At 59.2% G+C, this 13,467-nt stretch carries 13 protein-coding genes; 11 read left to right on the plus strand and 2 right to left on the minus strand.

Annotated elements, in window-relative coordinates:
- Window positions 1–307: 307 nt before the first annotated feature.
- On the minus strand, window positions 308–691 hold the full coding sequence (panM, locus tag ACOI7D_RS24450; protein WP_023291228.1) for an aspartate 1-decarboxylase autocleavage activator PanM: 384 nt from the start codon (window positions 689–691) through the stop codon (window positions 308–310).
- Window positions 692–1,114: 423 nt separating this feature from the next.
- Here panM and livK point away from each other — a divergent pair, with 423 nt between their 5' ends.
- From livK to ugpQ, 10 genes are all read left to right on the plus strand, one after another.
- Entirely contained in the window at window positions 1,115–2,224 is a 1,110-nt protein-coding gene (livK, locus tag ACOI7D_RS24455) for a high-affinity branched-chain amino acid ABC transporter substrate-binding protein LivK (RefSeq protein WP_002920808.1), read from the plus strand.
- A gap of 61 nt (window positions 2,225–2,285) precedes the next feature.
- Entirely contained in the window at window positions 2,286–3,212 is a 927-nt protein-coding gene (livH, locus tag ACOI7D_RS24460) for a high-affinity branched-chain amino acid ABC transporter permease LivH (RefSeq protein WP_002920807.1), read from the plus strand.
- Window positions 3,209–4,486 carry a branched chain amino acid ABC transporter permease LivM gene (gene livM, locus ACOI7D_RS24465; RefSeq protein WP_109546847.1) on the plus strand — a complete coding sequence of 426 codons (1,278 nt, stop codon included), beginning with the start codon at window positions 3,209–3,211 and terminating at the stop codon, window positions 4,484–4,486. The genes livH and livM overlap by 4 nt, the downstream gene beginning before the upstream one ends.
- Window positions 4,483–5,250: a high-affinity branched-chain amino acid ABC transporter ATP-binding protein LivG gene (gene livG / locus ACOI7D_RS24470; protein ID WP_023291227.1), complete on the plus strand. Its 768-nt coding sequence runs from the start codon at window positions 4,483–4,485 to the stop codon at window positions 5,248–5,250. Before livM ends, livG begins: the two co-directional genes overlap by 4 nt.
- A 1-nt stretch (window position 5,251) precedes the next feature.
- Complete coding sequence (gene livF, locus ACOI7D_RS24475) at window positions 5,252–5,965, plus strand: high-affinity branched-chain amino acid ABC transporter ATP-binding protein LivF (RefSeq protein ID WP_004145133.1); 714 nt, start codon at window positions 5,252–5,254, stop codon at window positions 5,963–5,965.
- A 271-nt stretch (window positions 5,966–6,236) separates the two neighbouring features.
- On the plus strand, window positions 6,237–7,553 hold the full coding sequence (gene ugpB / locus ACOI7D_RS24480) for a sn-glycerol-3-phosphate ABC transporter substrate-binding protein UgpB (protein WP_109546848.1): 1,317 nt from the start codon (window positions 6,237–6,239) through the stop codon (window positions 7,551–7,553).
- A gap of 106 nt (window positions 7,554–7,659) precedes the next feature.
- Entirely contained in the window at window positions 7,660–8,547 is an 888-nt protein-coding gene (gene ugpA, locus ACOI7D_RS24485) for a sn-glycerol-3-phosphate ABC transporter permease UgpA (protein ID WP_032454247.1), read from the plus strand.
- A complete protein-coding gene (ugpE, locus tag ACOI7D_RS24490) occupies window positions 8,544–9,389 on the plus strand; it encodes a sn-glycerol-3-phosphate ABC transporter permease UgpE (protein WP_008806976.1) in 846 nt (281 codons plus the stop codon). The genes ugpA and ugpE overlap by 4 nt, the downstream gene beginning before the upstream one ends.
- Window position 9,390: 1 nt before the next feature.
- Entirely contained in the window at window positions 9,391–10,461 is a 1,071-nt protein-coding gene (locus tag ACOI7D_RS24495; protein WP_023291224.1) for a sn-glycerol-3-phosphate import ATP-binding protein UgpC, read from the plus strand.
- Window positions 10,458–11,198 (plus strand): glycerophosphodiester phosphodiesterase, encoded by a 741-nt coding sequence (gene ugpQ, locus ACOI7D_RS24500; protein ID WP_032454245.1) that lies wholly within the window; start codon window positions 10,458–10,460, stop codon window positions 11,196–11,198. Before ACOI7D_RS24495 ends, ugpQ begins: the two co-directional genes overlap by 4 nt.
- A gap of 24 nt (window positions 11,199–11,222) precedes the next feature.
- On the opposite strand, the gene ACOI7D_RS24505 is transcribed toward ugpQ, so the two are convergent.
- Window positions 11,223–11,543 carry a DUF2756 family protein gene (locus ACOI7D_RS24505; protein ID WP_023291222.1) on the minus strand — a complete coding sequence of 107 codons (321 nt, stop codon included), beginning with the start codon at window positions 11,541–11,543 and terminating at the stop codon, window positions 11,223–11,225.
- 123 nt (window positions 11,544–11,666) lie between these two features.
- Between ACOI7D_RS24505 and ggt the strand changes: the two genes are divergently transcribed.
- Entirely contained in the window at window positions 11,667–13,412 is a 1,746-nt protein-coding gene (gene ggt / locus ACOI7D_RS24510; RefSeq protein ID WP_023291221.1) for a gamma-glutamyltransferase, read from the plus strand.
- Window positions 13,413–13,467: the final 55 nt, after the last annotated feature.

Here is a 13,467-nt window from a genome sequence, read left to right on the forward strand (position 1 = left end):
TTGACGCCTTTTTGCAACGCGAAATGCTGGGTTAAATGGGTGGGGCGCCTTTCACGCTGCTAATGCGTTGTCTGCCCCCCTCAACCCCGGTCACTTACTGATGTAAGTTCCCGGGGATTTCGGGTCTTGACGCCTTTTTGCAACGCGAAATGCTGGGTTAAATGGGCGGGGCGCCTTTCACGCTGCAAATGCGTTGTCTGCGCCCGCTCGCGCTGCGCTTACCAGGGCTATAGTTGCCAGGTAGCCCGGCTAAGCGAAGCGCCGCCGGGTTCTTCCTTGGCCATGCTCCGCTTATTGGGGCTACGGCTTAATGCTTTTCCCAACCGGTCTGCTGGGCGCTAAAGCCGAGCGCCTGCATAAAGGCCGCCATCACGCCGCGGTCTTCCACCCCGCGGTCGGCGACGCGCCAGCTATTGATCGCCGGGTTATCACGCAATGTCTCTTCCACTAAATATTGCCCGACGCCGCGGCGGCGGGTCACTTCACGCACGCACAGATCGCTGAGCTCACCTTCGACGCCGCGCAGGGTAACGCGCACAGCGCCCAACAGGCGCTCGTTAAAGCGGGCGGCATAGAGACGATGGTTTTCATCCAGGGTCAGCGTCGACAGATCCTGCGACGGCCAGATTTTCCCCAGATCAATGCGATCCTGATCGCTGAAGTGCTGTAAACGGATAATAGTCAGTTTCATGGGCGGCAAGTCCAGTGCAAAACAGAGGCGCCAGTGTACCCAAAATTGCTGTCTGGCGGAGCGCTGTTTTTTGCGCATACATCAGGGGATTCGTTTTCCTGGCGTTGTTGGGGTAGCGCAATCCGTCATGGATCGAAAAATAAGCAGGATTTTAACCTAATGTGCAGCGTTTTATTCCGCCTTATGTATCGTTATTTTATGCTGCCGCATGGACTTTTTTTTGTTTATCTTCAGCAAAATACAGAATATTATCTTTGCTTAATCGACTGAAAAATAGAGATTTTAATCTGTTTTTTAGTGAAAAGCTGCGCTAAACCATTAAACTCAATGGTAAAAATGGCGTTGTTTAATAAAAGCACAGAATGCTTTTTAACCATAAAAATACAAAACATTTACACCACATCACGAACGGGGTTCTGCAGCATGAAAAGGAACGCGAAAACCATCGTCGCGGGCATTGTCGCATTAGCGATGTCGCACGCGGCGATGGCCAAGGATATTAAGGTCGCCGTGGTCGGCGCGATGTCGGGTCCGGTGGCCCAGTGGGGCGACATGGAGTTCAACGGCGCGCGTCAGGCGATTAAAGACATCAACGCCAGCGGCGGTATTAAGGGCGACAAGCTGGTGGCCGTCGAATATGACGACGCCTGCGATCCGAAGCAAGCGGTCGCGGTGGCCAACAAAATCGTCAACGACGGTATTCAGTACGTTATCGGCCACCTGTGCTCCTCTTCCACCCAGCCGGCTTCCGATATCTATGAGGATGAAGGCATCCTGATGATCTCCCCGGGAGCGACCAACCCGGAGCTGACCCAGCGCGGCTATCAGTACATCATGCGTACCGCCGGCCTCGACTCCTCGCAGGGGCCGACCGCGGCGAAATATATCGTCGAGAAAGTCAAACCGCAGCGTATCGCCATCATTCATGACAAGCAGCAGTACGGCGAAGGGCTGGCGCGTTCGGTGCAGGACAACCTGAAAAAAGCCGGGGCCAACATCGTCTTCTTTGACGGCATCACCGCGGGCGAGAAAGATTTCTCCGCGCTGCTGGCGCGCCTGAAGAAAGAGAACATCGACTTCGTCTACTACGGCGGTTACTACCCGGAAATGGGCCAAATGCTGCGCCAGGCGCGCTCCGTGGGGCTGAAAACCGTGTTTATGGGGCCGGAAGGGGTCGGCAACGCCTCGCTGTCCAATATCGCGGGCGCCGCGGCGGAAGGGATGCTGGTGACGATGCCAAAACGCTACGATCAGGACCCTGCCAACAGCGCCATCGTCAACGCGCTGAAAGCGGAGAAGAAAGATCCGAGCGGGCCGTATGTCTGGATCACTTACGCCGCGGTTCAGTCGCTGGCGCAGGCAATGGACAGAACCGGCAGCCAGCAGCCGCTGGATTTAATCAAAGATTTGAAAGCGCACGGGGCGAAAACCGTGATTGGGCCGCTGACCTGGGATGAAAAAGGCGATCTGAAGGGATTTGAGTTTGGTGTCTTCCAGTGGCACGCCGACGGCTCTTCGAGCGCGGCGAAATAAGCGCTGAAGATGAGTTATCCCTCCGCCCGCGAGCCGCGGGCGGTTTGAAAAAGGTTACCTTATGTCCGAGCAGTTTCTCTATTTTCTGCAGCAGATGTTTAACGGCGTCACGCTGGGCAGTACCTACGCGCTGATCGCCATCGGCTATACGATGGTGTACGGCATTATCGGCATGATCAACTTCGCCCATGGCGAGGTCTACATGATTGGCAGCTATGTCTCCTTCATGATCATCGCCGCGCTGATGATGATGGGTATCGACACCAGCTGGCTGCTGGTCGCCGCCGGCTTCGTGGGCGCCATTGTGATTGCCAGCGCCTACGGCTGGAGCATTGAGCGCGTGGCCTATCGGCCGGTGCGTAATTCCAAGCGTCTGATTGCGCTGATCTCCGCTATCGGGATGTCTATCTTCCTGCAGAACTACGTCAGCCTGACCCAGGGCTCCCGCGACGTGGCGCTGCCGAGCCTGTTTAATGGCCAGTGGGTCGTCGGCCACAGCGACAGCTTCTCCGCGACGATCACCACCATGCAGCTGGTGATCTGGGTGGTGACCTTTATCGCCATGCTGGCCCTGACGCTGTTCATTCGCTACTCGCGGATGGGGCGCGCCTGCCGCGCCTGTGCCGAAGACCTGAAAATGGCGAGCCTGCTCGGCATTAACACCGATCGCGTCATTGCCCTGACCTTTGTCATCGGCGCAGCGATGGCGGCGGTGGCGGGCGTGCTGCTGGGTCAGTTCTACGGCGTGATTAACCCCTACATCGGCTTTATGGCCGGGATGAAGGCCTTCACCGCCGCCGTGCTCGGCGGTATCGGCAGTATCCCCGGCGCGATGATCGGCGGCCTGATCCTGGGTATTGCCGAGGCGCTCTCTTCTGCCTATCTCAGCACCGAATATAAGGATGTGGTTTCCTTTGCGCTGCTGATTCTGGTGCTGTTAGTGATGCCGACCGGCATTCTGGGCCGCCCGGAGGTGGAAAAAGTATGAAACCGATGCAAATTGCAATGGCGCTGCTCTCTGCTGCGATGTTCTTCATTCTGGCGGGCGTCTTTATGGGCGTGCAGCTGGAGCTGAACGGCACCAAACTGGTGGTGGATACCGCCGCCGATATTCGCTGGCAGTGGATCTTCATCGGCACCGCGGTGGTCTTTTTCTTCCAGCTGCTGCGGCCGCTGTTCCAGAAAGCGGTTAAGAACGTCTCCGGGCCGAAGTTTATTATGCCGGCGATTGAGGGCTCGACGGTGAAGCAGAAGTTGTTCCTGATAGCCCTGCTGGTGATTGCCGTGGCCTGGCCGTTTATGGTGTCGCGCGGTACGGTGGATATCGCCACCCTGACGATGATCTATATCATTCTCGGCCTTGGGCTGAACGTGGTGGTCGGCCTTTCCGGCCTGCTGGTCCTGGGCTACGGCGGGTTCTACGCCATCGGCGCGTATACCTTCGCGCTGCTGAACCACTATTACGGTCTCGGCTTCTGGACCTGTCTGCCGCTGGCCGGCCTGGTCTCCGCGGCGGCTGGCTTCCTGCTTGGCTTCCCGGTGCTGCGTCTGCGCGGCGACTACCTGGCGATCGTGACCTTAGGCTTCGGCGAGATCGTGCGTATTCTGCTGCTCAACAATACCGAAATCACCGGCGGGCCAAACGGCATCAGCCAGATCCCGAAACCGACCTTCTTTGGCCTCGAATTCAGCCGCAGCGCCCGCGAAGGCGGCTGGGATACCTTCAGCAACTTCTTCGGCGTCAAATACGATCCCTCCGACCGGGTCATTTTCCTCTATCTGGTGGCGCTGCTGCTGGTGGTGCTGAGCCTGTTCGTTATCAACCGCCTGCTGCGGATGCCGCTGGGGCGGGCGTGGGAAGCGCTGCGTGAAGATGAGATCGCCTGTCGTTCGCTGGGCCTGAGCCCGACGCGCATCAAGCTGACCGCCTTTACCATCAGCGCCGCGTTTGCCGGCTTCGCCGGGACGCTGTTCGCCGCGCGCCAGGGCTTCGTCAGCCCGGAATCCTTTACCTTCGCCGAGTCCGCCTTTGTACTGGCGATCGTCGTGCTGGGCGGGATGGGCTCGCAGTTTGCGGTGATCCTGGCGGCTATTCTGCTGGTGGTGTCGCGTGAGCTGATGCGTGACTTTAACGAATACAGCATGTTAATGCTCGGCGGCCTGATGGTGCTGATGATGATCTGGCGTCCGCAGGGGCTTCTGCCAATGACGCGCGTGCAGTTGAAGCTGAAAAACGGTCAGGCGAAAGGAGAGCAGGCATGAGTCAGCCATTATTATCCGTCAGCGGCCTGATGATGCGTTTCGGCGGTCTGCTGGCCGTTAACAATGTGTCGCTGGAGCTCAAAGAGCGCGAGATCGTCTCGCTGATCGGCCCCAACGGCGCCGGGAAGACCACCGTCTTTAACTGCCTGACCGGTTTTTACAAGCCCACCGGCGGCACCATTCTGCTGCGCGACCAGCATCTGGAAGGGCTGCCGGGCCAGCAGATTGCCCGGATGGGCGTGGTGCGGACCTTCCAGCACGTGCGCCTGTTCCGCGAAATGACGGTCATTGAAAACCTGCTGGTGGCGCAACATCAGCAGCTGAAAACCGGGCTCTTCTCCGGCCTGCTGAAAACGCCGGCCTTCCGTCGGGCGCAGAGCGAAGCGCTGGACCGCGCGGCCACCTGGCTTGAGCGTATCGGCCTGCTGGAGCACGCTAACCGGCAGGCCAGCAACCTGGCCTATGGCGACCAGCGCCGGCTGGAGATTGCCCGCTGCATGGTCACCCAGCCGGAAATTCTGATGCTCGATGAACCGGCGGCGGGGCTGAACCCGAAAGAGACCAAAGAGCTGGACGAGCTTATCGCCGAGCTGCGTAACCATCACAACACCACCATCCTGCTTATCGAACACGATATGAAGCTGGTGATGGGCATTTCCGATCGCATCTACGTCGTGAACCAGGGGACACCGCTGGCCAACGGGACGCCGGAAGAGATTCGTAATAACCCGGACGTGATCCGCGCATACCTTGGTGAGGCATAAGATGGAAAACGCGATGTTAACTTTTGACAACGTCAGCGCCCACTACGGCAAGATTCAGGCGCTGCACAACGTCAGCCTGCATATCAAACAGGGCGAGATCGTCACGCTTATCGGCGCCAACGGCGCGGGGAAAACCACCCTGCTCGGCACGCTGTGCGGCGATCCGCGCGCCTCCAGCGGGCGTATTGTCTTTGACGGTAAGGATATTACCGACTGGCAGACGGCGAAGATCATGCGCGAGGCGGTGGCGATCGTCCCGGAAGGGCGGCGCGTCTTTTCGCGAATGACGGTGGAAGAGAACCTGGCGATGGGCGGTTTTTTTGCCGACCGCGATCAGTTCCAGACCCGCATCAAATGGGTGTATGAGCTGTTTCCGCGTCTGCACGAGCGCCGTATCCAGCGCGCCGGCACCATGTCCGGCGGCGAACAGCAGATGCTGGCCATCGGCCGCGCCCTGATGAGCCAGCCGCGTCTGCTGCTGCTGGATGAACCGTCGCTGGGGCTGGCGCCGATCATCATTCAGCAGATCTTCGATACCATCGAGCAGCTGCGCGAGCAGGGGATGACTATCTTCCTGGTTGAGCAGAACGCCAACCAGGCGCTGAAGCTGGCCGATCGCGGCTACGTGCTGGAGAACGGCCACGTGGTGCTGGAGGATACCGGCGACGCGCTGCTGGCCAACGAGGCGGTGCGCAGCGCCTATCTCGGCGGTTAATTCATCGCAACCCGGCGTCATTCACTTCGCCGGATAGTAGCCCGGGCGAGGCGCTTGCGCCGACCCCGGGAGCCGATCGCACAACTATTATCCGTGTCTCAGCTCCCACTTTACTTCCCCCGTCCTTTCATCGGCTTGTCATCTCTCTGACCCGTTACTATCTTTTTTTTGTAATAAAAAAGTTATTTTTCTGTAATTCGAACATGTCATGTTACCCCGCGAGCATAAAACGCGTGAAATCGCGCATCCGGCACAACAAGAGAGATAACCGATGATATCGTTACGACATACAGCTTTAGGACTGGCGCTGAGCCTGGCTTTTGCCGGTCAGGCCCTGGCGGTTACCACCATCCCGTTCTGGCACTCAATGGAAGGCGAACTGGGTAAAGAAGTGGATTCTCTGGCGCAACGCTTTAACGCGGCCAATCCTGATTATAAAATCGTTCCGGTATACAAGGGCAACTATGAACAGAGCCTGAGCGCCGGTATCGCCGCCTTCCGTACCGGCAATGCGCCGGCGATCCTGCAGGTGTATGAAGTGGGTACCGCCACCATGATGGCGTCAAAAGCCATTAAGCCGGTCTACCAGGTGTTCAGCGAGGCGGGCATCACGTTTGATGAATCGCAGTTTGTGCCGACGGTCGCCGGGTATTACACCGATTCGAAAACCGGCCATCTGCTCTCCCAGCCGTTTAACAGCTCCACGCCGGTGCTGTACTACAACAAAGACGCCTTCAAAAAAGCCGGCTTAGATCCGGAGCAGCCGCCGAAGACCTGGCAGGATCTGGCGGCCTACACCGCGAAGCTGAAAGCCGCCGGAATGAAGTGCGGCTACGCCAGCGGCTGGCAGGGCTGGATCCAGATTGAGAACTTCAGCGCCTGGCACGGCCTGCCGGTGGCGACGAAAAACAATGGCTTTGACGGCACCGACGCGGTTCTTGAGTTCAACAAGCCGGAGCAGGTGAAGCATATCGCGCTGCTCGAAGAGATGAACAAGAAGGGCGATTTCAGCTACTTCGGGCGTAAAGACGAGTCCACCGAAAAGTTCTATAACGGCGACTGCGCCATTACCACTGCCTCGTCCGGCTCGCTGGCCGATATCCGCCAGTACGCCAAATTTAACTACGGCGTCGGCATGATGCCCTACGATGCCGACGTGAAAGGCGCGCCGCAGAACGCCATCATCGGCGGGGCCAGCCTGTGGGTGATGCAGGGTAAAGACAAAGAGACCTACACCGGCGTGGCGAAGTTCCTCGACTTCCTGACCAAACCGGAAAATGCCGCCGAATGGCACCAGAAAACCGGCTATCTGCCGATCACCACCGCGGCCTACGATCTGACCCGCCAGCAGGGCTTCTATGATAAGAACCCGGGCGCCGATATCGCCGCGCGCCAGATGCTGAACAAGCCGCCGTTGCCGTTCACCAAAGGCCTGCGTCTGGGCAACATGCCGCAAATCCGCACCATCGTCGATGAAGAGCTGGAGAGCGTGTGGACCGGCAAGAAAACCCCGCAACAGGCGCTGGATTCCGCCGTTCAGCGTGGGAATCAGCTGCTGCGCCGCTTCGAACAAGCGACCAAATCGTAATCTGTAACTTGCCCGGTGGCGCTGCGCTTACCGGGCCTACGATGTGCCTTATGTAGGCCGGGTAGGGCGTAGCCGCCACCCGGCATTGTTCAGGAACCCAATCTCAATGTCATCATCCCGTCCGGTATTCCGCTCGCGCTGGCTGCCCTATGTCCTGGTCGCGCCGCAGCTGATTATCACGCTGATTTTCTTTATCTGGCCCGCGGGCGAAGCGCTGTGGTATTCGCTGCAGAGCGTCGATCCGTTTGGCCTGTCCAGCCAGTTTGTCGGCCTGGATAACTTCGTAGCGCTGTTCCATGACCCGTACTATCTGGACTCGTTCTGGACCACTATCAAATTCAGCGCCCTGGTGACCGTCAGCGGCCTGCTTATTTCGCTCTTTTTCGCTGCGCTGGTCGACTACGTGGTGCGCGGCAGCCGCTTCTATCAGACCCTGATGCTGCTGCCGTATGCCGTGGCCCCCGCGGTGGCGGCGGTGCTGTGGATCTTCCTCTTTAACCCCGGGCGCGGGCTGATCACCCATTTCCTCGGCGAGCTGGGCTACGACTGGAACCACGCGCAGAACAGCGGCCAGGCGATGTTCCTGGTGGTCTTCGCCTCGGTATGGAAGCAGATAAGTTACAACTTCCTGTTTTTCTTCGCCGCGCTGCAGTCGATCCCGCGTTCGCTGGTTGAGGCTGCCGCTATCGACGGCGCCGGGCCAATCCGCCGCTTCTTCAGGCTGGCGCTGCCGCTGATTGCGCCGGTGAGTTTCTTCCTGCTGGTGGTCAACCTGGTTTACGCCTTCTTCGACACCTTCCCGGTGATCGATGCCGCCACCGCCGGCGGCCCGGTGCAGGCGACCACCACCCTGATTTACAAAATCTATCGCGAAGGTTTCGCCGGGCTCGATCTTTCCGCTTCCGCCGCGCAGTCGGTGGTGCTGATGTTCCTCGTCATTATCCTGACGGTGGTGCAGTTCCGTTACGTTGAAAGTAAGGTGCGTTACCAATGATTGAGAACCGTCGCGGGCTGACGATTTTCAGCCACACCATGCTGATTCTGGGCATCGCCGTCATTTTATTCCCGCTGTACGTCGCCTTCGTGGCGGCGACGCTGGATAACCAATCGGTGTTCGAAACGCCGATGACGCTGATCCCCGGCGGACATCTGCTGGAGAACATGAAGACCATCTGGGTGAACGGCGTTGGCGTCAACAGCGCGCCGTTCTGGCTGATGATGCTCAACAGCTTCATCATGGCGTTCGCCATTACGGTGGGCAAAATCGTCGTGTCGATGCTGTCGGCGTTCGCCATCGTCTGGTTCCGCTTTCCGCTGCGTAACCTGTTCTTCTGGATGATTTTTATCACGCTAATGCTGCCGGTTGAGGTGCGTATTTTCCCGACGGTGGAAGTGATCGCCAATCTCAACATGCTCGACAGCTACGCCGGGCTTACGCTGCCGCTAATGGCCTCGGCCACCGCCACCTTCCTGTTCCGCCAGTTCTTTATGACCCTGCCGGACGAGCTGATTGAAGCGGCGCGTATCGATGGCGCTTCGCCGATGCGCTTCTTTCGCGACATCGTGCTGCCGCTGTCGAAAACCAACCTCGCGGCGCTGTTCGTCATCACTTTTATCTACGGCTGGAATCAGTATCTGTGGCCGTTGCTGATTATTCAGGATGTGAATCTTGGCACCGCCGTCGCCGGCATCAAAGGCATGATCGCCACCGGCGAAGGTACTACCCAGTGGAATCAGGTGATGGCGGCGATGCTGCTGACCCTGATCCCGCCGGTTGTCATCGTTTTAGCCATGCAGCGCGCATTTGTGCGTGGCCTGGTCGATAGTGAGAAATAAAATGGCTGGTTTAAAACTACAGGCAGTAAGCAAAAGCTGGGATGGCAAAACCCAGGTGATTCAACCGCTGACGCTGGACGTGGCGGACGGGGAATTTATCGTCATGGTCGGCCCGTCGGGCTGCGGGAAATCAACGCTGCTGCGGATGGTCGCCGGACTGGAGCGGGTGACCAGCGGCGATATCTGGATCGACCGCAAGCGGGTCACCGAGATGGAGCCGAAGGATCGCGGCATCGCCATGGTGTTCCAGAACTATGCCCTTTATCCGCATATGAGCGTGGAAGAGAACATGGCGTGGGGGCTGAAGATCCGCGGCATGGGTAAGGGATTGATCGCCGAGCGGGTGCAGGAGGCGGCGCGTATTCTTGAGCTGGACGGCCTGCTCAAGCGCCGCCCGCGCGAGCTCTCCGGCGGCCAGCGCCAGCGCGTGGCGATGGGCCGCGCCATCGTGCGTGACCCGGCGGTATTCCTCTTCGACGAACCGTTGTCAAACCTCGACGCCAAGCTGCGCGTGCAGATGCGTCTTGAGCTGCAACAGCTGCATCGCCGCCTGAAAACCACCTCGCTGTACGTTACCCATGACCAGGTGGAGGCGATGACCCTCGCCCAGCGGGTGATGGTGATGAATAAAGGCGTTGCCGAGCAGATCGGCACCCCGGTGGAAGTGTATGAGAAGCCGGCCAGCCGCTTTGTGGCGAGCTTTATCGGCAGCCCGGCCATGAACCTGCTGGAAGGGCGCATCAGCGATGACGGCGGTCGCTTTGAGCTGGCGGGCGGCATCCAGCTGCCGACGAATCATGAGCACCGGCGCCACGCCGGGCGTAAAATGACCCTCGGTATCCGCCCGGAGCATTTTATCTTAAGCTCGCAGGCGCAAGGCGGCATTCCGCTGCTGATGGACTCCCTGGAAATTTTAGGCGCCGATAACCTTGCCCACGGGCGCTGGGGCGAACAGAAGCTGGTGGTCAGACTGCCGCACCAGCAGCGCCCGGCGGCAGGCAGCACGCTATGGCTGCATCTGCCTTTGGAACATCTGCACCTCTTTGATGGTGAAACAGGACAACGCGCATGAGTAACTGGCCTTATCCCCGTATCGTCGCCCATCGCGGCGGCGGTAAACTGGCGCCGGAGAACACCCTGGCGGCTATCGACGTCGGCGCTCGCTACGGGCACACGATGATTGAATTTGACGCCAAGCTGTCAAAGGACGGGCAGATATTTCTGCTGCATGACGATAATCTCGAACGCACCAGCAACGGCTGGGGCGTGGCGGGGGAGCTGCCATGGGACGATCTGCTGAAGGTGGATGCCGGTAGCTGGTTCAGCCGTGAATTTAAGGGCGAGCCGCTGCCACTGCTCTCCCAGGTGGCGGAGCGCTGCCGCCGTCACGGCATGATGGCGAATATCGAAATTAAGCCGACCACCGGCCTTGGGCCGCTGACCGGCAACGTGGTGGCCCTGGCGGCGCGGGAGCTGTGGGCGGGAATGGCCGCGCCGCTGCTGTCGTCGTTTGAAATCGATGCCCTGGAAGCGGCGCAGGAAGCCGCCCCCGAGCTGCCGCGTGGGCTGCTGCTGGATGAGTGGCGTGAGGACTGGCGGGAGTTGACCACCCGGCTGGGCTGCGTCTCCATTCACCTTAACCACAAGCTGCTGGACGCCGGGCGGGTGGCAAGCCTGAAACAGGCCGGCCTGCATATCCTGGTGTATACCGTTAACAAACCCCAGCGCGCCGCCGAGCTGCTGCGCTGGGGCGTAGACTGCATCTGCACCGATGCCATTGACGTCATCGGGCCCCATTTCCAGCCTTAATAACCGCTGCGCGGCGGCTGGCCTTTACGGGTTGGTCTGCCGCAGCATCCCTCCGTTGTTGTTCGGCAGCACCTGCTGCGGCGGATTGAGATTCCCGCCCTGCGCCGCGCGCTGCTGATTGGTCTGCAGCTGGTTTTGCAAATGCTGCTGCTGGGAGCGAGTCTGATTGTTCAGATTCTGCTTCAGCATGCTCTGTTGCTGCTGTTGCTGCACCTTCATCTCATTTTGCATGCGCTGCTGGCTGGGGACCACGTAACCCGGCTGGTTGGGGTTGTTATCAATATTGATTGGCTGGGCTAAAACGCCGAGCGGCATCAGCGCCGCCAGAAATAACATCGCTTTCATGGTTTTCTCCTCCCGTGCGTGGGATCACTTAAGTGTACCTCGAATCCGCCATAACAATGATTTTTTAGGAGTTATCAACCAGGCTTAAGCGGGGAATGAAACCTACCTATCAGGAGTAAGACAATGATAAAAACAACAATCTGGCGTCAGGTGGTCATCGCTGCGTTGCTGGCGGGCGGTAGTTTTACCGTCGCCGCCAGTCCACCGCCGCCGCCGCCGGTCTCTTATGGCGTAGAGGAGGATGTATTCCACCCGGTGCGCGCCCGGCAGGGCATGGTGGCCTCGGTGGATGCGCTGGCCACCCGCGTCGGGGTGGATATTCTGCGCCAGGGCGGCAACGCCGTCGATGCGGCGGTGGCGGTTGGCTACGCGCTGGCGGTCACTCATCCGCAGGCGGGGAATATCGGCGGCGGCGGTTTTATGATGCTGCGGACGAAAGACGGCAAGACTACGGCGATCGATTTCCGCGAAATGGCGCCAGAGCAGGCCACCCGCGACATGTTCCTCGACGACCAGGGTAACCCGGACAGTAAAAAATCGCTCACCTCGCATCTGGCCTCCGGCACGCCAGGCAGCGTGGCGGGCTTCTCTCTTGCCCTGGAAAAATACGGCACCATGCCGCTGAACAAAGTGATCCGCCCGGCAATCAAGCTGGCGGAAGAGGGCTTTATTGTTAACGATGCGCTGGCGGACGATCTGAAGACCTACGGCAGCGAAGTGATCCCGCAGCACGAAAACAGTAAAGCGATCTTCTGGAAGAACGGCGAGCCGCTGAAGAAGGGCGACCGGCTGGTACAGAAGAACCTGGGGAAAAGCCTCGAGCTGATTGCCGAGCACGGTCCGGATGCCTTCTATAAAGGCGCTATTGCCGACCAGATCGCGGACGAGATGAAAAAGCACGGCGGGCTTATCACCAAAGCCGACCTCGCTAACTATAAGGCCGTGGAGCGCACGCCGATTAGCGGCGAATATCGCGGGTATGAGATCTACTCTATGCCGCCGCCCTCCTCCGGCGGGATCCACATCGTGCAGATCCTCAATATCCTCGAAAACTTCGATCTGCAGAAATATGGCTTTGGCAGCGCCGACGCTATGCAGGTGATGGCGGAGGCGGAGAAACACGCCTATGCCGACCGCTCTGAATATCTCGGCGACCCTGACTTCGTCAAAGTGCCGTGGCAGGCGCTGACCAGCAAAGCCTACGCCAAAGCGATTGCCGCCGAGATCGACGTCAATAAGGCGAAGCCTTCCAGCCAGATCCGCCCGGGCAAGCTGGCGCCCTATGAAAGCAACCAGACCACCCACTTCTCGGTGGTCGATAAAGACGGCAATGCGGTGGCGGTGACCTATACGTTGAATACCACCTTCGGCACCGGCATTGTGGCGGGGGACTCCGGCATTCTGCTGAATAACCAGATGGATGATTTCTCGGCGAAGCCCGGCGTACCTAACGTCTATGGCCTGGTGGGCGGCGACGCCAATGCGGTGGAGCCGAAAAAACGCCCGCTGTCGTCGATGTCGCCGACCATTGTGGTGAAAGACGGCAAAACCTGGCTGGTGACCGGCAGCCCGGGCGGCAGCCGGATCATCACCACTGTGCTGCAGATGGTGGTCAATACCATCGATTTCGGGATGAACGTCGCAGAAGCCACCAACGCCCCGCGCTTCCATCATCAATGGTTGCCGGATGAGCTGCGGGTGGAGAAAGGCTTTAGTCCGGATACCCTGAAGCTGCTGGAGGCGAAAGGGCAGAAAGTGGCGCTGAAAGAGGCGATGGGCAGCACTCAGAGCATTATGGTGGGGCCGGACGGGATGCTGTATGGCGCCTCCGACCCGCGTTCGCCGGATGATTTAACGGCGGGGTATTGATATGTTGCCCGGTGGCGCTGCTGCGCTTACCGGGCCAACCACTGCACGAACGTAG

Source organism: Klebsiella sp. C360 (genome assembly GCF_048822415.1).
GTDB classification, from domain to species: domain Bacteria; phylum Pseudomonadota; class Gammaproteobacteria; order Enterobacterales; family Enterobacteriaceae; genus Klebsiella; species Klebsiella quasipneumoniae.